A 21,367-nucleotide genomic window follows, 5' to 3' on the forward strand; every position below is an offset into this window, starting at 1 on the left:
CAATTGTTACCATTAAATCACCCGGAGGGCTGACTTCCAATGTAGGCCTTACAATCAAAAACACCGCAGCAAAAAGATTTTGTACATTAAGCGGCAGTGATGATAAAAAGAATTGGTTTGTCATTAACGATAGCATCTTGCTGAACCCATCCGCTGAGCGGGATTCTGCAGTCAATACCATCCGCATTGATTTCCCTCCAAGCAGTTATCAGTATTTCAGAATTATTATTTTCAATGACAACAAGGATCCTTTTAATATCCGGGATATAGTTCAGGAAAGCCATCCCGGTTCACCAAAAATTCCGGTTAATAAAATATTGCAAAACCCCGTACCAGCGATTGTTCAAAAAGACAGTGGCAAAATTTCTTATGTCAAAATCATCCAGCAAAAAGCATATCATTTCAATAACATTAGTTTTAAACTAAGTGGGCCTAAATACTTTTACAGGCAGGCCAGTTTATATGTGCCGACCGGTGACAGCGGTTCCTTTTCCAACCCTGGTAAATTAATTCAGTCCTTTACGGTTTCAAACAACAGTACATTACAATTTAAACTGCCGCTTATTAATCCCGGTGTTTTTTATTTGCTAATAAACAACGATGATAACTTACCCTTAATAGTAAACAATATAAACACTGCATCAGACTATGGTTACCTGGTAGCTTATCTTGAAAAGGGAGATGGATATAAACTGATAATGGATAACCCGGCAGCGACAAAACCAGCGTATGATTTAAGCCATCTGAATAGTGCCATTTCATCTGACAGCAACCAGACTTTATCAACCCGAGAAATAATTGCAGCCAATGAAAAAATTATTCCCGCAGTTATCCAAAAAAATAACAAGTGGCTGCTTTGGACGGCCATTGCAGTCATACTACTTTTGTTATTGTTCTTTACAAAAAAAATGATTACAGAAGTTGATAAAACCAAACACAATGATAATTTATAACGTGACCACAAAAATAGATGGATCCATAAAAAACGACTGGGTTGAATGGGCTAAAAATGAACATATACCAGAGATAATAGGAACCGGTTGTTTTACCAATGCAACGCTTGCCCAATTGCTGGAAACAGACGATACCGAAGGCCCGACCTATACCATACAATACCATGCAGAAAACAAGGCCTTGTACAATACCTACATTGAAAAATTTGCACCATTAATGCGACAAAAAGCATTTGATAAATGGGGCAATAAATTCATTGCTTTTCGATCACTTATGCAAGTTGTGCACTAATTGTGCAAAATAAAAATAGCGGGTTTATTTAATTAAAATCGTTTGTATATTAACAGCAAAACCGCACGGGTATTGATTTTTAGAATTACATCCTCTGAAACTCTTTACCAATAAGGATTTGGGCGCTTCGCTAAATTTTAACAATGCAATTGTTTATTTGCAGGAATGCGTAAATCCCTTATTCCTTGCGGTTTTCAGCGATTTAATACAATAAAGTTTTACAGAAAATAATTTTGTTGCAATCAAAAAGCTTCTATATTTGTTGCTGTTAAATAAATTTCAAAAATATAATTATGAACAAAGCAGAATTAATTGCAAAAATTGCTGATGATGCAGGCATTACAAAAACACAAGCCAATGCAACTTTAGACTCTTTTGTAGAAGCAGTTACAAAAACATTAAAAGGAAACGGTAAAGTAACTTTAGTTGGTTTCGGTACTTTTTCAGTATCTAAGAGAGCTGCCCGTAATGGCCGCAATCCTCAAACAGGCGCTGTTATTAAAATCAAAGCTAAAAAAGTAGCTAAGTTTAAAGCAGGTAAAGAATTGTCTGGTAAATTGTAATGTTTGCCCAAACACATTAAAAAGCAAGACGTATAACGGTCTTGCTTTTTTAATCTAATTTCAAAACTAAAAATAAATAGTATATGGGACGCGGAGATATTAAAACAAAAAAAGGCAAGATCACCAAAGGATCTTTCGGTAAGTCAAGACCATCTAAGCCTGCAAAAAAAACTGCAGCACCTAAGACTAAAGAATCCTGATAAAAATGATTTTCATAATGGATACTTGTTGCTTTTCCAGCTACGATTATCCATTATTTTTTTATGGTGCAAGCCGTTCAATTTTCCAATTATAATCGCTTTGCAAAGTGTATTGCAGGCGATCGTGAAGCCGGCTTTCTCTTCCCTGCCAAAACTCTATTAATTGCGGTTTTAAGCGATACCCACCCCAATGAGCCGGCCGTTGCAAAGGCTGCGTTTCAAACTGCCGGCTGTATTTTAAAACGTTGGCTTCAATCACTTCTCTTCCTTCAATGATACTGCTTTGGGGCGATGCCCATGCCCCTACCTGGCTGCCTTGCGGCCTTGAAAAAAAATAAGCATCGCTTTCTTCATTGCTTACTTTTTCAACCCTGCCTTCTACCCTTACCTGCCGCTCCAGTTCTTTCCAAAAAAATACCAGGCAGGCGTTTGGATTAGCGGCGAGATCTTTGCCTTTATTACTTTCGTAATTTGTAAAAAAAACAAACCCATCGTCATCGTACCCCTTTAGTAAAACTATGCGGGCAGATGGTATACCATTTGGTGTTGCCGTGGCCAACGTCATAGCATTCACCTCATCTATTTTACTGGCAGTCGCTTCCTCCCACCATTTATCAAACTGTCTTATAGCATTGGTTTCAGCTCCTTTTTCATCTAACGTTTCCAATATGTACTCCTTTCTTATATCAGCTATCGTACTCATATTTTTTATTTGCAAAATTCTGCTAATTAACGCAAACAAAAAAAGCCCCTTTATGCAAAAGATACTTTTTAATAGGTAAAAATTTATCAGTTAGGCGGTATTATTAAGCGCATTTAAATTTGTCCGCATCACCATTCCCAATACTACTCCTACCAATGCGTATAAAATTATCATTACAACTATGGTAACTACCAGATAAATTACCTTTTTGTCCTCTGGTGTTTTTTTCAATAGCCCCAAACCCAGGTACATCAGATAAAAGCCATATAAACCAAACACCCCTCCCAACCATGCCAGGCTTGGAATAATAGAAAGCAGTGTGCCCGCAAAAGCCGGTGTACAACTATAAGCAACCAACTGCGCAGACTTATCTATATTTTTTTCAGAAGAAAACGAAGGTGCAAGCGCATCCAGTATGTAGGTAGTTAAAATTACAACTATTAAGGCTGAAATGAATCGCAGCAATGCCATCTTGATACCCCACTCCATACCCCGCATTCTAAAAAAACCATAGTCCATGCCTATAAAACTATAACCTATAAATATAGCAACTGCACCAGCCAATGCGAGCGGGAGCACATAAGTTGATAGAACTGAAGGTAGTGTTTCTGGTTGCGTATTGATGGTTTGCCATTCCGTTTTTGGAGTAGCGATCATGTTTTTAATTCGTTCAATAAGCTTCATACCTGGACAATTTAGCGGGTAAATAATGAACTGATTTTAAAAATATACAACTGTTTAAGCATTCTTATTTCCGAAGATTATAAAGTGCTTTCCATTCATCCCGTTCCTGTTCGGCATCAGCCAGCAGACTTTCCAGTTCTGCCACACGGGACGATTGCTGTTGCAGTGCCAGATTGCGGTTGCTTAAATCCTGTACCTGCATTTGCAAGTCGCTTAATTTTGACTGCAACTGTACAAATTGCCGCTTCTGTTCCTCCAGCTGATATTTTAAATCATCTTTACCTGACTTTGATTGCAGCCTGCTTCCGGAATCATCCATTACTATTTCGCTGATTAAATTTTTTATTGTTGCAGTCGCAGTAAGTTCTTCATCCAGCCTGCTCTTTACTTCGCTATTTTCACTCAGTTGCAGTTTCTGTTCAAGGATAGTTTTCTGGCGTGTGGCTGCAATCAGTTCGCACTCAGCTAACCTTTCCTTCAGGCTTTCATTTTCTGCCGCGAGGTGTTTTATTTTGTTTATTAAACTATAGTTATCTATTCCTTTCACCGGGTGTTACCAAAGCTTTCAATAGTTAATTATTAATTTCTATCCTGTTAAGTTAACCATATTCTGCAAACGTATTGGTAATACTGTCCTGATTTTTGAACCGTTATACCAATAGTTGGCTGGTAGTTTTAACAATTTCAATATGCGTAAAATAAAAAAGCTTCCGGCATTGCTGCGGAAGCTCTTATAACAATTAAATATTTTTACCCTTTCACCAGTGTACCTACCCTTTCTCCACTCACCACTCTCAGCAGGTTGCCTTCTTTATTCATATCAAAAACTATAATAGGCAATTGGTTTTCCATGCATAATGTAAAAGCCGTCATGTCCATCACCTTTAAATTTTTACTAATGCACTCATTAAAAGTAATATTCTGAAACTTAGTAGCTGTTGCGTCCTTTTCCGGATCTGCGGTGTAAATACCATCAACACGGGTACCTTTTAAAATAACTTCGGCCTTAATTTCGATCGCCCTTAATGAACCGGCTGTATCTGTGGTAAAATAAGGATTGCCTGTACCTGCACCGAAAATTACCACCCGGCCCTTTTCAAGATGTCGCATCGCCCTGCGGCGGATATAAGGTTCGGCTACCTGCTCCATTTTAATAGCACTTTGCAAACGCGTATATACGCCCGCCTTTTCAAGGCCGCTTTGTAAGGCCATACCATTAATCATGGTAGCCAGCATGCCCATATAATCGCCCTGTGCCCTTTCTATGCCTGTTTCAGCCTCGTTCATGCCGCGATAGATGTTACCGCCTCCAATAACAATGGCCACTTGTACACCCAACTCTACAATACTTTTAATGTCCCTTGCATACCTGGCGATCACATCGCTGTCAAGGCCAAAATTTTTATCGCCCATCAAAGATTCACCGGACAATTTTAGTAGAATTCGTTTGTACTTTGGAAGCATAAAGCGTTTTTTTTTGCGCTGCGAAGATAACTGTTTTATGGGCTCGTGATAAAATTTAAAGATGATGAGCATAAAAAAAGCGAAACTTTCGCTTCGCTTTTTTAAAAAATATGCCGGATAATTATCCTAATGCTACTCTCTTAAATTCAGTAATTTTTAAATCAGCATTTACGCCTTTCAGGTAATCAGCAACAGATTTACTGTTGTCTTTTACAAATGCCTGGGCTAATAAAGTATTGTCTTTAAAAAATTTATTTACTTTTCCTACGGCAATTTTTTCAGCCATTTCTGCAGGCTTGCCTTCGGCTTTAATTTGCTCAATAGCAATTTCTCTTTCTCTTGCAATTGTTTCCGGTGCAATAGAGGTTTCATCAATCGCCAGTGGATTCATTGCAGCAATTTGCATTGCCACATCTTTTCCGGCTTCAGCAGCTTCTTTATTAAAACCTACCAATACACCCATACGGTTAGCCCCATGAATGTAAGATGCAACATAAGCCGCATCAACTCTTTCGAATTTGATTGCTATTTTTTCACCGATGGCAGCCAATTTATCATTGATGAGTTCAGATACTTTTGCGCCATTGATTGCTACTTCATTTAACTCTTCTACACTCTTAACATTGCTGGCAATTGCAGCATCCATAATGCTTTGAGCAAAGGCTACAAATTCAGCATTTTTGCTTACAAAATCAGTTTCGCAACTGATGCAAACAATGATACCTGTTGCATTATCAGCACTTGTTTTTGCCAATACCACACCTTCTTTAGCTTCCCTGTCGCTGCGTTTTGCAGCAACTTTTTGTCCCTGTTTGCGTAACCAGTCAATGGCAGCTTCAAAATCACCATTGCTTTCGGTTAATGCTTTACGGCAATCCAGCATGCCGGCTCCTGTTGTCTGGCGCAGCTTATTGATTTCTGCTGCGGTAATTGTTGCACTCATAATAGTATTTTTAACTACAAAAATTCACCTGCTTTTACACAAATGAATTTTGCAGGATTGTAAGATTTTTATTTAAAGAACTAAGATCTCAATTGATTAATTTCAGAGTACCATTGCTGTTACACAAACACTCTGTCATAAATCTTATCTAGGTCCGCTTCCACCAGCTGCTGGTCTTCTGCCGCCTGCTCCAGGTCCGGGTACACGACGTTTAGTTGGTGCAGCACCTCTTGCTCTTTTATTTCTTTCGTCAGCGCTGTCTACTTTTTGTTCAAAACGGGCTGCTTTAGCTTCTGCAGTTTCGTCGCTGTCGTTGCTGTTGTCGTCGTCATCTTTTTCAGCCAAACGCTCTGCCAAACCTTCTGCAATTGCCGCTGTAATGTAGTTAACAATAATAGCGATTGATTTGGTTGCATCGTCATTTGCAGGAATAGCAAATTCAACTTTATTAGGATCACAGTTGGTATCAACCATACCGAAAGTAGTGATGTTTAAACGTCTTGCTTCTGCAAGGGCGATGTGCTCATGGCCAATATCTACCAGGAATAAAGCGGCTGGTACACGACTGATTTGTGCAATACCACCTAAAACTTTTTCCATCTTATCCTTATCACGGGTAAGTGTTAAACGTTCTTTCTTGGTAAGATTGTCGATGCTTCCGTCATTCAGCATTTTTTCGATGCTCTGCATTTTCTTTACGCTCTTACGAACCGTATTGAAATTGGTAAGCATACCACCCAACCAGCGTTCTGTTACATAAGGCATGTTGATGCGTTTTGCGCAATCAGAAACGATTTCTTTTGCCTGCTTTTTGGTAGCGACAAACATGATCTTTTTACCACTCTTTGCAATTGACTTTAAGGCAGCAGCAGTTTCCTGTAAACCTTCTACTGTTTTGTTAAGGTCAATAATGTGGATACCTTTTTTTTCAGCAAAAATGTAAGGCAACATTTTGGGATTCCACTTCTTTTTTAAGTGACCAAAGTGAACACCTGCTTCGAGAAGTTGCTGTTGTAAGGAAGTATTTTCCATCTTAATATTTTGAAAATTTGAAAATTTGAAAATTTGAAACCGTGAAACCATTTTTCCCTTGCAGGAGATAACAGTTTAACGCTTGCTGAACTGGAAGCTCTTTCTTGCCTTTTTGCGACCTGGTTTTTTACGTTCAACAGAACGTGGATCACGTTTAAGCATACCAGCTGCTTTCAATACCGGGCGATAGTCTAAACTAACTTCCAGCAATGCACGGGCAATACCCAATTTAGCTGCTTCGGCCTGGCCCTTGATGCCACCACCCTGTGCGTTGATAACGATGTCAAATTTATCAGCTGATTCAACAGCTTTCAGCGGAGACTCAACCTGGTTTTGCAGGTAAACCAAAGAAAAATAGTTTTTATAGTCTTTACCATTGATTGTTATTTTACCATCTCCCTTGCTTAAGAAAACACGGGTTACAGCTTCTTTACGACGGCCAACTGCGTTTTTTTGCTTTTCCATTTATTTTTATCTTTTAGCAGGCAATTTTGCCAGCTTGTTGGTGATTTAGAATTTTAATTCGGCTGGTTTCTGAGCTGCGTGCTGATGCTCTGCACCTGCGTATACAAATAACTTTTTGTACATCTTGCGACCCAAACGATTTTTAGGCAACATCCCTTTGATTGCTCTTTCGATGATCACTTCTGGTCTGCGCTTCAACAGATCTTTCGCTACTTCTTCCTTGCGGCCACCAGGGTAACCACTAAAGTTGTCATATACTTTTTCATCCATTTTATTGCCGGTCAGTTTAACCTTTTCGCAGTTAATTACAATTACATAATCTCCGCAATCAACGTGTGGAGTGTAATAAGCTTTGTTCTTACCACGAAGAACGGCTGCAATTTTAGAACACATGCGGCCAACGGTTTGATTAGTACCATCTATTACATACCAGTTGTGTGTAACGGTAGCCTCGTTCGCATGTTTGGTGGTGAAATGTAGTTTACTCATTTGTATTTATTTTTTAAGTGATGCCTTCGCTATCCCGAAGGGCTTTTTTTAATGGACGGCGAAGGTAGGATGCAATATTTTAATTTCCTACTAATTATGGATGTATTTTTTATCGAAGCTTTATAACTAACTGATTTACAATAAATATTTTGACCAGTTATTTTAATCATGATAAAGAATGAGGCTAGCTACTGCTGAATTTTGGTAACAGGTATGATCCTCCAGCCTCAGGAAGACATTTTTGACCGGCATCTTACAGGTTAGATGTATCAAAATATGTAGACATATTTTATATAGCTTATAACCCGTAACGGTTTAGTTTCAAAATCAAATGAAAGGTATTTAACCATTGCAAGCGTTGACCGTTAATGCATTTTTTATTTCAGTTACAGGAGGAACTGGTAACCGCTTCCGGCCTTTTGCCGGCGATAAAAAAAGTGGTTACCAATATAAAAGTGTTGCTGTCCGATTTGAAAATTTCATACAACACTTTAAAAAAGCTTAATCATAAAATATGCATCTCAATAAAATTATAAAAGCCAGCTCAAAATTGAGCTGGCTGTAAAATTGTAATGTCTTTAAATTATTGTTTGGTTACAGTGTACGTATTCCGGATAAAGTTTACAACGATTTTGTAATTACCAGCAACTGTTGGCCCTGGCGTATTAGATCCGGGAACTGCATTATCTGCCAGTAAAGCACCTCCGGTAACCGAAGTACCGCCAAACTTGTGGTCCCAGTTACCATTCAATGGCAAGAACAGGTAAGCGCCGCTACCGGTTAAAGGTACTGTAAGTTCAAAGGTTGCATTATCTGTTTGTGTAAATTGCTGTGATGGAGTAGGAACCGGATTAGACCAGGCTCCGGCGGTGGCATCTCCCACTATATATAAATTGTCGGGAACGGCTACGCCGGTATAAGGTGTAACAGTATAGGTGTTTGTTTGAAAGTTCACAATTATCTTGTAAAGTCCGGTTGTTGCAGGAGCGGGGGTATTACTACCGGGAACCGCACCATCTGCCAGCAATGCACCGCCTGTTCCGCTTGTACCACCGAATTTATGATCCCAGTTTCCCGCAACAGGAACAAATACATATCCGTTACCGGCAGTAAGATTAACTATAATGCCATATGAAACAGCATCCAGCCGGGTAAATTGCTGCTTAGGTGCTAAACCAGGAGTATTATTCCAGGCTAATGCGGTAGCATCGCCGACAATATACAAATTAGCAGGAACTGCACCAGCATAAGGTGTAACTGTGTAAGTACCTGTCTGGAAGTTTACCACTATTTGATAAGTACCGCTGGTAGCCGGTGATGGAGTGTTTGAACCCGGAACTGCGTTATCAGCCAGTAAAGTACCGCCGGTAGCGCTGGTGCCACCAAATTTATGATCCCAGTTTCCCGCAACCGGTACAAATACATATCCTTTGCCAGCAGTAAGGTTCACTATAATACCATAAGAAACAGCATCCAGCCTTGTAAATTGTTGCGTTGGTGACAACCCTGCGTCATTGTTCCAGCCCAGTGCTGTAGCATCGCCGACAATATAAAAATTTTCAGGAATGGGAGTAAATGTGGTAATGTTGATTACGACAGGATCTGAATAAACCAATGGGTTATCGTAGTTGGTACCCAAATAGCTAACCACCCTGAATTCAACATTTTTAGTAGACCCTCCAATTGCACCTGCAGCAATTGCTGCCGAATTCAAATCAGTTACTGTAAAGTCTGAAGTTAATGAACTGCCGTATTTTATAAGTTGTGGACTGGTAAAGTTACCGCCCACTGTATCCAGCTGAATTGCATAGTTAATAATATTAGCTCCATATGGACTTGACTTCCAGTTAAACGAAACCGCTTTACTGGTAGCATTGCTAACCAGCAATACCAATGAGCTTGATGAGGATGGAGTTAATTTTAAAGGAACCAGGTACGAGGTAATAGTTACTTTAATTACGTTAGACTTGAGCTGTTCATTATTATTGCCATAAGAAGAAGTAACCCTTATATCAAAACTAAACGCCTTGCCTGCAGCAAATCCAAAATTTGCCAAAATATTATTGAGCTGCTGACCTGTAAAAGAAATACCAGGTTGGCCACTTACAATACTGACTGTTTCTTTAGCAAAATTGCGGCCTGCAGAATCTATTTCAAGAATAAATTTTTGGGTAGCCGAATCAGTTGCATATTTCGGATTCGTCCAGGAAAAAGTGACAACAACTTTACTTGAATCGTTGGCCGTAGGAGCAATGGTTGTGGCAGAGCTGGTAAGTACCGGCGCCGCGCCATTGGCATAAAAAGGCAATGGGTCTACCTTCTTGCAGGATGAATACATTATTAACATACCCGTTGCAAGCAGCAGAAGTTTAAAAATATTTTTCATAATAAAATTATTTTAGAAATTATAAGCCTTGTTGGCTGGTTAGTTTTACAATTTGGTAACAGCATATTTTCCCCGCTGAAAATCAACAGAGATTTTATAGCTGCCTGCTGCCGCTGGTCCTGCAAATCCGGGGTCTGAATCCTTCTTTTCAAAATCGCCGGCATCCCATGTCCCACCTGTTTTCATGTGATATTGCGTATCCCATTTACCTTGTTCCTGTATCAGTTTATAAGCGCCCCCACCTTTCATGGTTACAGTAAGTTCATATAGTGTAGCTGAAACCATCTTAAATTTCTGGCTCATATCATAGGGTGCAAGCAAAGGATTTGCATACCCTGAAGCAGTTGCATCACCGGTAAGCCATAATGTACCATTTGTTGGAGTCTCCACTACAGGCGGGATAGCATAAGGAGTAACCTTGTATTTTAAAACATTGGAGTATAACCCTGCGGAGTTGTTGCCCAAAAAAGATTTTACCCTTAATTCTATGTTGTGTGAAACTCCCGGAGTCAGTACCAGCTGGTTCAACAGGTATCCGTTAAATTCTGATACTAAAAATGATTTACTTAAATCTTTACTTACCGAAACTGTTTGTTTGGAAGCGCTGGTGAAGTTGGCACCAGTAGTGTCTATTTCAACCTGGTAGCTTACATCCTGCGAACTAACGCCGGTGTTAAACATATAATTCGGATTTGTCCAGCTTAAATTCAGCGCTGCATTATCCTTGTTTGCAAAAGAAAGCGGAAGTGTACTTGCAGTAACCGAACTGCTTAATACAGGACTTGTACCGCCTTCAAAATAAACTTTATTTTCATCTTTTTTGCAGGCAGTAAACACCACAGCCAGCATAGAAAAGAGAAAGAATGATTTTACTATTTTTTTCATTTTTTTTGATTTTAGCAGTGAGTGATTAATACCCCGGATTTTGGGTGAGGTTAGAATTAGCTGATAAGACAGTAGCAGGTATTGGGAACAAATTATATTTTGCATCCACCGCGGTACCGGAAGCAACGCCACCTTTCCATGGCCATAAATAAGTACCGGAAGTCAGTAACCCGAACCTGATTAAATCGGTACGGCGATGACCTTCCCAATACAATTCACGTCCCCGCTCATCCAATATTAACTGGGTGGTTAAATCACCTGTGGTCAGTTGACCTGCTGCTGTTCCTCCGTAAGCCCTGGCCCTCAATAAATTCAGATAAGTCAATGCGGCTGTTTTATCGCCACCTGCACCGCCGCGAAGGGTTGCTTCTGCGTAGATCAGGTACATTTCAGGTAAACGGAAAACAGGAAAATCGATGTCTGCAAAATAACCTGTAGGGTCATTCACTTTGGCACCATCTGATCTTTTATTTACAAACTTAACAACATGTGGCCCCTGGTCAAAATTGCTGATATCGGCTATAGCCAGCTGGGCTGAACCGGTGCCATATTTTGAAGTGGTAAACATGGCCCTTGTATCAGAAGCACCTGTTTTATCAGCAAACAAATTTACCAGGCCGGATGTAGCTCTGTAGCCATACCATCCTCCACCTGTAACTCCATAATCAGAAGTAGCTTCATCACCTGATGCGGCGTGTGCTATAAAGGTTGTGTTACCATAACCCTGTGTATGTAAACCATCAATAGGCACCGCAAAAATGAATTCATTTTTTTGCTTGTCATTGTCAGCCATAAATAATTTTGCATAGCTGGATTGTAATGCATATCCGCCGCCAATTACTTTGGATGCATAAAAAATTGCACTGTCATAATGGGGCGTACCAGTATACACTTCTGCATTTAAGTAAACACGGGCAAGTAAAGCCCATGCAGCGCCCTGATCAACTCTGCCGTATTCAATGGTTTTAACAGGAGCCAGGTCAGCATCAATTGCTTTTAATTCACCTGTAATATATTTGAACAAATCAGCTCTTTTTATTTCCGCTGGCAATGGTCCGCCAACAACATCTGCTTCTGTTACAAAAGTAGAGTTGCCAAACAAGTCCATCATCAGCCAGTAATTAAACGCTCTTAAAAATCTAACTTCCGCCCTGGTGCTTTTAATGCTGGTAGCGTCTGCGCCGGTAATGCCATTGGCAGCCACCGCTTCATCGGTGGAGTAGCGCAGGTATTCATTTGCCAAAGTAATATTGTACATCGGCCTGGCGTACATTCCTTTTAAAAACGGGTCAGCGCTGGTGAATGATAAATTGTGATAATCGTGTATGGTCTGGTCATTCCAGGCTACTACGGCTTCATCAGTTGGTAGTTCCTCGCAGTTGAAATATGGACGTATAAAAGCGATTTGTGAACCTTCATCCAGGTTACCGCTGATATCCGGTTGACCGGCAGGTCCCTGGTTACCGCCGGAAGCAAGTCCTCCATAAATTTTAGCCAGTACACTTTTATATCCTGCTGGTGTGGAATAAACTTTATCCGGTGTAAGATCATTTGTTGGATTTAAGTCCAACTTTTTTGCGCAGGATGTTACAGCCGCAACCGCAACAAACACAACAACTATTTTTTTAAATGTTTTACTTATCATAAAAAATATTTTTATCAAATTAGAAATCAAGATTGCAACCCAATGAGAAAATACGTGGCCGTGGATAGATATTATTATCTACTCCATGAGGATCAGAATTTTCCGGATCAAGTCCTGAATACTTTGTAATTACAAACACATTCTGAACGCTGGCGTTTACCCTTAAAGAAACTTTGTTGCCGAATACCTTACCGGCATTAAAACCAATATTGATATTATCCAACCGTAAATACGAAGCATTCTCAATATAATAATCAGTCAGGTACTGGTTATTTATAAAACCTGTTGACAGGTAATTTGTTCCTGCATTGCCTATGAAGTTGATAGGATTTTTTATAGAACGCAGCACCCCGCTGTTGGAGTTGAAGTTGTTATACAGGTAGTTGCCAAAAGCGCCGTGTGCGGCCAGGCCAAGCACCCATTTGTTGTACATTAATTGTGTGCTAAGCCCTAACAAGAAATCTGGTGCCGGCTTTTTATAATAATACTGATCTTTTGCATCTACAGCACCATCCCTGTTTCTGTCCTCATATAATCCTTCAATCAATTTGCTGGTTTTGCTATCGTACACCTGCTGGTAAACATTAAAGGTAAAAGGTGCATATCCTACGTCAAATATGCCAATCTGGTTACCGGTACCACCACTGATACCACTCTGGGGTATTGCTTTTGACGGACCCAGGTTGGTAATTTTATCTTCGTTATAAGCCACGTTAAATCCAAAATCCCAGGTAACGTTTTTTGTTTTTACAGGTGTAGTATTTAATACAAACTCAACGCCTTTGCTTTCCAGGTTACCAATATTGGTTACGATAGAAATATCAAAATTGCGGCCTGCAGCCTGTGGTACAGCACCTAATAAATCTTTTGTTTTCTTTTGATAAACTTCCACTGACCCTGAAATACGGTTGTTTAAAAATCCGAAATCAAGACCGAGGTTGGAAGTAGTTGTTGTTTCCCATTTAATATTGGGATCGTATGCACCCGGACGGAGGTAGCTGATAAATGCATTTCCAAATTGGTATTGTGCAGAAGAATTACTTACTGAATAAACTGGCAGGTATGGATACAATGGATTAAAGCTGCCACCTGTTCCGCTGATATCCTGCTGACCGGTTACACCCCAGCTTCCACGCAATTTTAATTCACTTAATAAACGGGTATTTTTAAAGAAATCTTCTTTCAGTTTCCAGGCAGCTGATACAGCAGGGAAATAACCTACACGGGTAGCAGGTGAAAATTTTGAACTTGCATCCCTGCGGACTGAAGCTGTTAAATAGTACTTATTGTCATAAGAATAATTCATGCGGCCCAAATAAGATTCCAGCCTGTACTCTGGTTTGTCAGTAGCAAACGTTGGAACACTGTTGGCAATTACTACTCCATTTTGTCCGTAGCTGGCATAATTAGATACGTTGGTTAAAAAATCCTGGTAACCATGCAATGCCAGCACGTCTATTTTGCTTTTAATGCTTTTGATATCTTTTGTATAGAACAGGGAAACTTCGGCCAGTTTATTTTGCTTGCCTTGTTTGTAGTAAGCATACCGGCCAGCTGTTTTATAGTCGGTCGCCATGATAGAATCCCGGTTGTCGTGTCCGCTGCCATTCGCATTATCCAAACCCAAGTTGGCCTGCAAATGCAGATCAGGAAAGAAATGTAATTTATAATCAAGCTGCACATTACCAATAATTCTGTTGGCAGTAGACGTGTTATGTCTTAACTCCAGCAAAGCAAGCGGGTTACGTGTTGACAAATCAATTGGTAATGTTGTACCTGGCTGCAACCACTCATAATAGCCACCCCATTTGCCATTGTGTGTAGCATCGTAAACTGGTTGAGTAGGATCAAATGCTGCCGCAGAACCTACAGCTCCCTGGTCTGCAAAACGGTTACTGGTAGAAGAGTATTTAACATTCAGGTTGATAGAAAGATGATCATCCAAAAATTTAGGTGATAAATTTAAAGCAGTAGAATAACGGTTAAAATGATCTGTTTTTAAAATTCCGTCCTGGTTCAAATAACCTCCCGAAATGCGGAAAGGGATATTACCAATTGCTCCACTTGCACTCAGGTTATTATCATTTCCGATTGCTGTTTGAAAAATCTGATCCTGCCAGTCAGTATTGGCGCTGCCTAATAAACTTTTATAGGTATTATTTCCGGAAGTCATTGCATCCGTGTTGATAATAGTCCTGATTTGATCAGCAGTTAATACACTTACTTTTTTAGCTACTGCACCTGCAGACAATTGCGTATTAAAATTGAATTTGATTTTTCCTTTTAAGCCTTTCTTAGTAGTAATAAGAATTACACCATTTGATGCCCTTGAACCGTACAATGAAGTTGCAGATGCATCTTTCAAAACACTCATTGATTCAATGTCATTCGGGTTAATAGTATTAAGTAAATTAGCTGAACCAGGTAAGTTATTGTTATCCACCGGTACCCCATCAATTACAATCAAAGGATCATTGCTTGCACTGATAGAAGATCCGCCGCGGATGCGGATAGTACTTCCACCACCGGCAGCACCACCTCCTGTTGTAATTTGCAAACCGGCTACTTTTCCCTGCAACAATTGTTCGGAGGAAGCAATAGCACCTTTTTGAAAATCTTTGGAAGAAATAGAAGTGATTGCACTTGTCAAATCACTTTTTTTACGTGTGCCGTAAGCTACCACAACAAGGTCACTTAACTGCTGACTTGAAGTAACGAGGCTTACATTCATTGTTGCGCCATTTACCGCTATTTCCTGGCGGCCAAAACCAACTGAGGTAAAAACAAGCGTTGAACCGTAGGCCACGGTTAATTTGTAAGTACCGTCAGCGGCGGTTTGTGTGGAACGCTGTGTACCCTTCACTGTTACGGTTGCGCCGCCAACAGGGCTGCCGTCTTTTGAATCAGTAATTTTTCCGGTAACAACACTTTGTGCCATAGCCGCTGCGGAAAGCAGCAATACGGCAAGCGTCATTGAAAAAAACCTGAAACATGTTTTCATGCTCTTTTTCATATGCATAATTTTTCTTTTTGATGGCAGAAGAAATGCAGGCAAAATGTTGTGGAGGGGAAGATGAACTCATCCGGGGAAGGGTGAACAGATATTCTCAGTTGCAAACAGTTTGTGGTATTTCATAAAGCAGCCATTCGTTAATAAAGCTGGTTAAATTTTTGTATGTGTATTTTTTACACAATAGTAATGTGTATTTTTTACATTATTACAATGTGTATATATTACACAAATCTAGACCGTTTTGTGTGAATTAACGCTGCTTTTAGAAAAAAAATTATTACAGAGTTGGTGCTGATAGTAAACCTGAGAAGAAATTACGTGGGCGGCCGGGCTAAAAGTCTATACCCACCCATTTCTTCTGTTTCTTTTCGTATTTCTCAAAATTAAATTTATACAACTTTCCCGGACGGTGTGGTGCATCTTGTTCCATTTCATTCAGATCAATCAGCAAGTCCATAGTAAAAAATTTCTTTCTGAAATTCCTTCTGTCCATTTTTACATCCAGTATCGCTTCATATAAATTTTGCAGGTCTCTCAGCGAAAACTTTTTGGGTAATAAATTAAAACCCAACGGGTGTTCCTGTACCCTTTTTTGCAACTGTTTTAAACAGGTATCAAATATTTGCTGGTGATCAAAAGCGAGGTCTTTCACCGTTTGTACATCGTGCCAGTGCAGTTCATTATCTAAAATATTTATTTTATGATGCTGCACATTAATTAAAGAGCAGTAAGTAACTGTAACTACCCGGCCGGCCGGATGCCTGTCAACAGCTCCAAACGTATGCACCTGCTCCAGGTATACATCACTTAAACCGGTCCGTTGTTTTAATATTCTGTAAGCTGCATCATCCAAATCTTCTTTTGGAAATACAAGGTCGCCTAGTAATGACCATTTACCCGAATACTTTTTTAAATCACTTCTTATCAGCAATACTTTGAGTTTGTTTTCATCAAAGCCAAAAATTACACAGTCAACAGACAGGGCGATGCGATTGGTATTTTCCAGTTCTGATTGAATAGCATGTATTGATTTACTCTTTTTTTCCAGTGCTTTTTTTTCTGCGGCCGACATTCGTTCTTTTTTAAAATCTGTTGATGGTAGTTTGTTTATTTTTTAATAAAGTGAATATAATGGCTTTTCCCATTTTGTTCAAGCTGTATAAAATAATTTCCGGAATTTATCCCCTTTAACTGGTATGGCAAAATTAATTGATACTGTCCCTGGTTTTGTGTACCGCTGAACAGGCGTTGTATTCGCTGCCCGAGCGCCGTAATCAATGAAAGGGTGACCTTGCCACTGCCTGGTACAAGGTAATCAATCACCACCTCGCCTGCTGCAGGATCCGGTGAAATTTTAAGGCCGAATCCATCTTTTAGATTGGTAATGGTATTATTCCTCGAGGCGGTAGTAAACTGTGCATTGCTAAAATTACCGGCACCAATACCGGTACAATTGGCACTAACTCTCCAGTCGTACGTTGTGGCTGGTGATAAATTTTCAATAGCAATACTGCCTGTGGTGCTGTTCGATAAAACGTTTATCCAGCTGCTGCTGATGATGGCTTTATAATCTACCGAATAAAAAATGCCTGGTAAAGCTGTCCAGTTGAGATGAGCTGCTGTAAGTGTTACATCTGAAACCGCCAACGCTGTTGGAGGTGCTGGTGTTGCTTTTACAGTTACAGTAACTGCCGCCCGGCCACTTTCTCCGCAGTTGTTTCGCTCACTCACATAATAAGTAGTGTTACCAGCAAGCTCTGTAGAAGGAACAATTGCAACAGAACTGCCAACGCCACCTGTAGCAACAGTATACCATAACAAATCAGTACCTGTTGCTGATAAAACAGCGGCGTTTTCATGCTGACAATAGGCAACTGCTTCAACAACTGCGGGAATAGCAGGAAGTGCTGTTGTATTTACCGTGATAGATGCTCTCGGACTTTCACATCCGTTGATACTCTGACTTACATAATAGCTGACGGTTCCTGCAACGGAAGTGGATGGTACCGGGGCGGTTGCAACTCCGGTGCCGCCGGCCGCATTGTCATACCATAATAAACTGGTGCCGGTAGCTGCCAAAGAACCGGCGATTGCGTTTTGACAATAAGTGAGAGATGAAAGAACCGATGGCATTGCAGGTGTTGCTTTTACAGTTGCAGTGATGCCGGCTCTTTCGCTTTCGCAACCGTTAACAGCCTGGGTAACATAGTAAATCGTATTGCCTGTGGTAGCAGTTGCCGGAACCGGCGCTGCTGTATTGCCCGTACCGCCAATGGCTGTAGCATACCATAATAAACTGGTGCCGGTGGCAGTTAAGGCCGCCGCCGTAGTATTCTGGCAAAACACAGCCGGTGTTGCAACAACCGGCGTAGCCGGAACGGGAGAAATGTTTACTGTTATTGCTGCCCTTGCACTTTCTCCACAGCTCAGGGTTTGTGTAACATAAAAAATTGTTGTGCCAGCCGCGACGGTTGATGGAACGGGTGCTGTTGCAGAACCGGTGCCGCCTGTTGCCGTAGTGTACCACAGCAAGCCTGTGCCGGTTGCTGTAAGTGCAACAGGTGTAACTCCCTTGCAATAGTTAACCGGTGTAGTAATAACAGGTACTGGTGTTGTTGCTGATATATTAACAGTAACAGGCAGGCGTGAGCTTTCACAGCCGTTTGTTTGAGTTACGTAATAATTAGTACTGCCAGTGGTTAATGTAACTGGTATCGGAGCGTTGGCAGTTCCTGTACCACCGGTGGCAGTAGTGTACCATAACAAATTTGTGCCAGTAGCAGTAAGTGATGCAGCAACTGCATTCTGGCAATAATTTACCGGGCTTGTTGCAGTAGGCGCAACCGTTGCGCAAGTGGGAACGCTTACATACACATGGTATTCACCGGGCTGCAATGTGATTGATTGTGTTGCGGCTGTAAGATTAAAAGCATTGCCAGTGATACCATTCAGTCCCGTGCCTGTTCCGTTGCTTAAATAATTATTCCAGTCGCCGGCAGATTGAAAAGAGATGGTCCTGGTTTGCGGTAATACATCCAGGTTGGCTATTATGGTAACCTTAATACCTGCAGCCAAAGGATCTGCAATCTGTAATTTTCTGAACAAGCCGTTGTTGTCATTAAAATCATATGTAAAACTGGGGTTATTAAAAACAGCAGGATTATTCAATCTTAATTTTATCAGTTGCGCATAGGCATTCCATAATTTCAGCCTGTCCGCATCTGCCATATATTCCCAATGTGGCGGTTTATTGGCTACGTTGGAACCACCAAAACCCAATGAAATGTCATACCCTCTTTCGCCAAACTGCCAAAACATTTTTGGCCCCGGCACAGTGAAGAAAACAGCCGCTGCTGCTGCCTGCCTGTCTAAAGCCGTGGCAACAGTTTTTACATTATAACCGCCTGCAATATTACCATATTGCTCATTTTTATACATCAGCCTTTCTTCATCATGGCTTTCCATATATCCCATTTCAGATGGTGTGGTAAAGGCTCCCTGCGTACTATTATATACAATTTTAGAAAAATCAGCATTGCTGGCATAGCCCATCGTATTCTGGTTGTAAGTGGCATTGTTATTCCCCCACAACATAAATCCTTTCGTTGCATATTCCTGTTCTTCCTGCCTTTGCTGCCCTAAAAATTCCAGTATCATGTACGTACCGGGAAATTTCGGCACTATATAATCATAATAGCGGTTTAAATTGGCAACCCTGGTAGCATCATAGTTTTCAACCGTGGTGGTGCTGGATTGTGTTTGAGTAAATCCCTTTGCCAGGTCAAGACGAAAACCATCCACTTTATATTCTTTCAGCCAATATTCCATCGACCTTTCAACAAGATATTGCGTGGCGGCAGAAGTGTGGTTGAGGTCATTAAATACACTATACGGATGCGGCGCATTTTGGTTAAACCAGGGACTGTTTGCGGCTGGTATTCCAGCGGTAGCATCCCAATATAACCGGCCCTGCGGATTACTGAATGCGTCCATATGATTATATACAGCATCCAGGATTATAGCAATACCATTTTGGTGACACAGATCAATAAATTCCTTAAACTTATTTTTTGTTCCATAAGCTTTATCAAGCGCACAATAAAAAGTTGGGTTATATCCCCAGCTTTCGTTTCCGGTGAACTCGTTTACCGGCATCAATTCGATGGCATTTATTCCCAGCCGTTTAAAATAACCGATGGTATCAATCAGCATCTGGTAATTGCGGGCATCACCAAAATCACGTACCAATAATTCGTAGGTGATGAGGTTTCGTTTATCCGGCTTTGTGAAGTTGGTTACCTGCCAGTTGTAGGCAGGCGCACATGTTTGCAGCACACTTATTATTCCATTTTTTCCTGCTGAAACGTTGATATTCACCGGGTATGGCTTTAACGCTGGGTAAGTTGCTGCCGGAATATATTGGTCGTTGGCAGGATCCAGTATTTTTTCACTATACGGATCAGCAACATAAATTGCATTGTCGACAACATATTCAAAAGCATATTCCTGGCCGGAAGTAAGCCCATCAATAGTGAGCCAGTAATAGTTGCCATCCGGCGTTTTATTCATTTGAAAAGCAGCTTGCGGCATCCAGTTGCTGCCGGAAAAATCACCAATTACCATTGCATCGCTTTTATTGGGCGCATACAAAACCAATGTTACTGAAGTACAGTTAGCGGCGTAATTGATACCCTCCACAACGCCTGCAGGCAACGGCGCCACAACGGTAATCGGGGCTATATAAAAATGGATCGTATCATAATAACTAATGCCTCCTAAAACAAGTTCTGATATGATTTGCTGGTTACCTGTTGTTGTTACCAATGCATTGCCGGTAATGTTAGCAACCCCGCTCAAAGGGCCCGTAATTTTTGTTCCGTTATAGTATAAATTTAAAATGCCTGTAGTAGTGGAAGCTGTGGCCGCAACAGCAACAGCTTGGTTTATAGTTGCTGTAATGGGTTCGTGAGAAATTGTGTTGGTCGGTACAATCAGCGGTGTAGTAAATTGGATGTGATTGCTGCCTGCTGTATAAATGGGCACATACATATCCGAACCATCCGCATTTTTTTGCACCAGGTTTCCGGCAGCGTCCCTGAAAAGCAGGGCTATCTTCAGGATCGTTTCTCCGGCAGGTACTCCGCCAGCGCCTGAATTGAAATAAGCTCTCGGGTTGGTGATTGTAAACGACCATTTATTACCGTCGAGAGAAGCTGCTGTTGGCGCCGTTGTAGATGCCCATGTGGTTGGTACATATTTCCAGTCGCCCGGCGTTGTACTCAAATTAGTAATAAGACCTAAATGCATATATACAGTCCCCGTATATCCTTTCAATGCCTGGTTGCCTTTTGTTGCGTCAACAGTGATTGTTATGGTAGAATTATCGGTTGGAAATTGAGGGGACCAGGTTAGTAGCTGTGCATTGGCGGTAAAAACAAAAAAAAGGAGGATCAGCAGCTGTAGAGTTTTTTTCATGTGGCGCATTTAATGTGTAAATTAAACACATTATCGACAGTGACAAAATAAAAATGCGGCTTCTGTTTTATTTATTTTACTTTTTTAAAAAGAGATTTGCCCCTGTTGTAGCATACAATACCGGATGGATAGAAAAACGACTGTATTAATTTATGTGTAATTATTAGTGATTGAA

General features: G+C 40.7%; 18 protein-coding genes. 4 read left to right on the top strand and 14 right to left on the bottom strand.

Going from position 1 to position 21,367, the window contains the following annotated elements:
• The 4 genes from JWR61_RS21260 to JWR61_RS21275 all read left to right on the top strand — a co-directional run.
• Window positions 1–953: hypothetical protein (locus tag JWR61_RS21260; protein WP_301929716.1), on the top strand; the 953-nt coding region annotated here is incomplete at its 5' end.
• Window positions 940–1,245 (top strand): DUF4286 family protein, encoded by a 306-nt coding sequence (locus JWR61_RS21265; protein ID WP_301929717.1) that lies wholly within the window; start codon window positions 940–942, stop codon window positions 1,243–1,245. The genes JWR61_RS21260 and JWR61_RS21265, both read left to right, overlap by 14 nt.
• 293 nt (window positions 1,246–1,538) lie before the next feature.
• Window positions 1,539–1,808, top strand: coding sequence for an HU family DNA-binding protein (locus JWR61_RS21270; protein ID WP_290340769.1), 270 nt, complete (start codon window positions 1,539–1,541; stop codon window positions 1,806–1,808).
• Window positions 1,809–1,891: 83 nt separating this feature from the next.
• Window positions 1,892–2,008, top strand: a complete 117-nt coding sequence (locus tag JWR61_RS21275) for a 30S ribosomal protein THX (protein WP_301929718.1) — start codon at window positions 1,892–1,894, stop codon at window positions 2,006–2,008.
• Between the two features lie 61 nt (window positions 2,009–2,069).
• On the opposite strand, the gene pdxH is transcribed toward JWR61_RS21275, so the two are convergent.
• The 14 genes from pdxH to JWR61_RS21345 all read right to left on the bottom strand — a co-directional run bounded on the left by pdxH (window position 2,070) and on the right by JWR61_RS21345 (window position 21,192).
• A complete protein-coding gene (gene pdxH, locus JWR61_RS21280; protein WP_301929719.1) occupies window positions 2,070–2,711 on the bottom strand; it encodes a pyridoxamine 5'-phosphate oxidase in 642 nt (213 codons plus the stop codon).
• Window positions 2,712–2,801: 90 nt separating this feature from the next.
• Window positions 2,802–3,395 carry a Yip1 family protein gene (locus JWR61_RS21285; protein ID WP_301929720.1) on the bottom strand — a complete coding sequence of 198 codons (594 nt, stop codon included), beginning with the start codon at window positions 3,393–3,395 and terminating at the stop codon, window positions 2,802–2,804.
• Window positions 3,396–3,459: 64 nt separating this feature from the next.
• Complete coding sequence (locus JWR61_RS21290; protein ID WP_301929721.1) at window positions 3,460–3,942, bottom strand: hypothetical protein; 483 nt, start codon at window positions 3,940–3,942, stop codon at window positions 3,460–3,462.
• A gap of 203 nt (window positions 3,943–4,145) precedes the next feature.
• Window positions 4,146–4,859 (bottom strand): UMP kinase, encoded by a 714-nt coding sequence (gene pyrH / locus JWR61_RS21295; RefSeq protein ID WP_290340781.1) that lies wholly within the window; start codon window positions 4,857–4,859, stop codon window positions 4,146–4,148.
• Window positions 4,860–4,980: 121 nt separating this feature from the next.
• Window positions 4,981–5,802, bottom strand: coding sequence for a translation elongation factor Ts (tsf, locus tag JWR61_RS21300; RefSeq protein WP_301929722.1), 822 nt, complete (start codon window positions 5,800–5,802; stop codon window positions 4,981–4,983).
• A gap of 144 nt (window positions 5,803–5,946) precedes the next feature.
• Window positions 5,947–6,834: a 30S ribosomal protein S2 gene (gene rpsB, locus JWR61_RS21305; RefSeq protein ID WP_290340785.1), complete on the bottom strand. Its 888-nt coding sequence runs from the start codon at window positions 6,832–6,834 to the stop codon at window positions 5,947–5,949.
• A gap of 75 nt (window positions 6,835–6,909) precedes the next feature.
• Window positions 6,910–7,299 carry a 30S ribosomal protein S9 gene (gene rpsI / locus JWR61_RS21310; RefSeq protein WP_301929723.1) on the bottom strand — a complete coding sequence of 130 codons (390 nt, stop codon included), beginning with the start codon at window positions 7,297–7,299 and terminating at the stop codon, window positions 6,910–6,912.
• 45 nt (window positions 7,300–7,344) lie between these two features.
• Window positions 7,345–7,788, bottom strand: coding sequence for a 50S ribosomal protein L13 (gene rplM / locus JWR61_RS21315; RefSeq protein ID WP_301929724.1), 444 nt, complete (start codon window positions 7,786–7,788; stop codon window positions 7,345–7,347).
• Window positions 7,789–8,371: 583 nt separating this feature from the next.
• Window positions 8,372–10,174, bottom strand: coding sequence for a SusE domain-containing protein (locus tag JWR61_RS21320; protein WP_301929725.1), 1,803 nt, complete (start codon window positions 10,172–10,174; stop codon window positions 8,372–8,374).
• A gap of 45 nt (window positions 10,175–10,219) precedes the next feature.
• A complete protein-coding gene (locus JWR61_RS21325; RefSeq protein ID WP_301929726.1) occupies window positions 10,220–11,059 on the bottom strand; it encodes a SusE domain-containing protein in 840 nt (279 codons plus the stop codon).
• Window positions 11,060–11,084: 25 nt separating this feature from the next.
• Window positions 11,085–12,704 (bottom strand): RagB/SusD family nutrient uptake outer membrane protein, encoded by a 1,620-nt coding sequence (locus tag JWR61_RS21330; protein WP_301929727.1) that lies wholly within the window; start codon window positions 12,702–12,704, stop codon window positions 11,085–11,087.
• A gap of 19 nt (window positions 12,705–12,723) precedes the next feature.
• Window positions 12,724–15,717 carry a SusC/RagA family TonB-linked outer membrane protein gene (locus JWR61_RS21335; RefSeq protein ID WP_301929728.1) on the bottom strand — a complete coding sequence of 998 codons (2,994 nt, stop codon included), beginning with the start codon at window positions 15,715–15,717 and terminating at the stop codon, window positions 12,724–12,726.
• 331 nt (window positions 15,718–16,048) lie between these two features.
• The gene (locus JWR61_RS21340) at window positions 16,049–16,789 is read right to left on the bottom strand and encodes an NUDIX domain-containing protein (RefSeq protein ID WP_290340795.1); all 741 of its coding nucleotides are present in this window, start codon (window positions 16,787–16,789) and stop codon (window positions 16,049–16,051) included.
• 35 nt (window positions 16,790–16,824) lie between these two features.
• Complete coding sequence (locus JWR61_RS21345) at window positions 16,825–21,192, bottom strand: alpha-amylase family glycosyl hydrolase (protein WP_301929729.1); 4,368 nt, start codon at window positions 21,190–21,192, stop codon at window positions 16,825–16,827.
• Window positions 21,193–21,367: the final 175 nt, after the last annotated feature.

The organism is Ferruginibacter sp. (assembly GCF_028288465.1).
GTDB lineage: Bacteria > Bacteroidota > Bacteroidia > Chitinophagales > Chitinophagaceae > Ferruginibacter.

Coding starts and splice junctions, on each gene's coding strand:
- JWR61_RS21275 (WP_301929718.1), top strand. CDS start 1,892: ATGGGACGCGGAGATATTAAAACAAAAAAAGGCAAGATCACCAAAGGA.
- JWR61_RS21265 (WP_301929717.1), top strand. CDS start 940: ATGATAATTTATAACGTGACCACAAAAATAGATGGATCCATAAAAAAC.
- JWR61_RS21325 (WP_301929726.1), bottom strand. CDS start 11,059: ATGAAAAAAATAGTAAAATCATTCTTTCTCTTTTCTATGCTGGCTGTG.
- JWR61_RS21320 (WP_301929725.1), bottom strand. CDS start 10,174: ATGAAAAATATTTTTAAACTTCTGCTGCTTGCAACGGGTATGTTAATA.
- rplM (WP_301929724.1), bottom strand. CDS start 7,788: ATGAGTAAACTACATTTCACCACCAAACATGCGAACGAGGCTACCGTT.
- JWR61_RS21270 (WP_290340769.1), top strand. CDS start 1,539: ATGAACAAAGCAGAATTAATTGCAAAAATTGCTGATGATGCAGGCATT.
- JWR61_RS21345 (WP_301929729.1), bottom strand. CDS start 21,192: ATGAAAAAAACTCTACAGCTGCTGATCCTCCTTTTTTTTGTTTTTACC.
- JWR61_RS21330 (WP_301929727.1), bottom strand. CDS start 12,704: ATGATAAGTAAAACATTTAAAAAAATAGTTGTTGTGTTTGTTGCGGTT.
- pyrH (WP_290340781.1), bottom strand. CDS start 4,859: ATGCTTCCAAAGTACAAACGAATTCTACTAAAATTGTCCGGTGAATCT.
- JWR61_RS21340 (WP_290340795.1), bottom strand. CDS start 16,789: ATGTCGGCCGCAGAAAAAAAAGCACTGGAAAAAAAGAGTAAATCAATA.
- rpsI (WP_301929723.1), bottom strand. CDS start 7,299: ATGGAAAAGCAAAAAAACGCAGTTGGCCGTCGTAAAGAAGCTGTAACC.
- JWR61_RS21335 (WP_301929728.1), bottom strand. CDS start 15,717: ATGAAAAAGAGCATGAAAACATGTTTCAGGTTTTTTTCAATGACGCTT.
- tsf (WP_301929722.1), bottom strand. CDS start 5,802: ATGAGTGCAACAATTACCGCAGCAGAAATCAATAAGCTGCGCCAGACA.
- pdxH (WP_301929719.1), bottom strand. CDS start 2,711: ATGAGTACGATAGCTGATATAAGAAAGGAGTACATATTGGAAACGTTA.
- rpsB (WP_290340785.1), bottom strand. CDS start 6,834: ATGGAAAATACTTCCTTACAACAGCAACTTCTCGAAGCAGGTGTTCAC.
- JWR61_RS21285 (WP_301929720.1), bottom strand. CDS start 3,395: ATGAAGCTTATTGAACGAATTAAAAACATGATCGCTACTCCAAAAACG.